At 36.2% G+C, this 1,053-nt stretch carries 1 protein-coding gene; it reads left to right on the top strand.

Going from position 1 to position 1,053, the window contains the following annotated elements; genetic code table 11:
- A partial coding sequence (locus tag ACW2QF_RS18220) for a hypothetical protein (RefSeq protein ID WP_455717440.1) occupies positions 1-1,053 on the top strand: 1,053 nt, incomplete at both ends.

Consider the following 1,053-nt stretch of genomic DNA (forward strand, 5'->3'; position numbering starts at 1 on the left):
GCCACAAATGCAGATCTTGCTGGAATTTCTATGGACAAATTACTTGGTTATATTGCTGTAATAGGAGAAACAACTGGTGAATCAATGTCTTCCGTTGGAACTGGCTTAAATGCGATATTTTCTCGTATGGGTAATATCAAGTTAGGTAGACTTGAAGATTATGAAACGGGTGAGAGTTTATCAGATGTTGAAACTGTGCTGAATGGTTTAGATGTAAAACTACGTGACTCAAATGAAACATTCAGAAACTTTGGCGACGTGCTTGATGAGGTTGGTGGTAATTGGAATACTTATAGTGAAGTTCAACAAAGAGCCCTTGCAAAAGCATTTTCGGGCACTAACCACATGGAAGAATTCTTAGTTTTAATGTCCAATTACGACACGGCTATTGGTTATACCGAAACAGCAGTTGAATCTAGCGGAACCGCAATGGAGAAGTTCGGAAACTACACTGAGTCTGTAGAAGCTAAAGCAAATAAATTAAAAGCATCGTTTCAAGGGCTTGCCAATACTACTATTGATAGTTCATGGGTTAAGGGGTTTTTGGATTTATCAAACATTGCTGTACAAGCTATTGATTCGATTGGTGGATTAGTTCCTGCTATTTTGGCTGTTAGTGGTGCAATTGGTATAACTAAACTATCAATGAAAACATTATTAACCGCCACCCAAGAAAAAACAGTCGCAAATTTAGCTGCCACTGTATCAGAATATGGATTAGCCATGTCAATACGTGATGTTGGTACTGCTATAAAAACGTTTTTACTAACTAATCCAGCGGGAATAATATTAACAATTAGTACTGCTGTGTTGGGTGTTACTAAAATAATAGATGCTTGCACTACTTCTATTGCAGAGCAAACAGAAACAGTAAATAAGGCAAAAGAATCATATAAGTCAGCACAATCAGAATTAGATTCGATAAATACTGAACTAGAAACTCAGTCTGAATTAATGGACTCATTGCTTGCAAAAGATAATCTTACATATGCCGAAAAGCAAGAATTACAAAATTTAAAAGATATAACTGCTGAATTGTTGATACAACAAGAC

This window comes from Anaerosporobacter sp., from assembly GCF_965301125.1.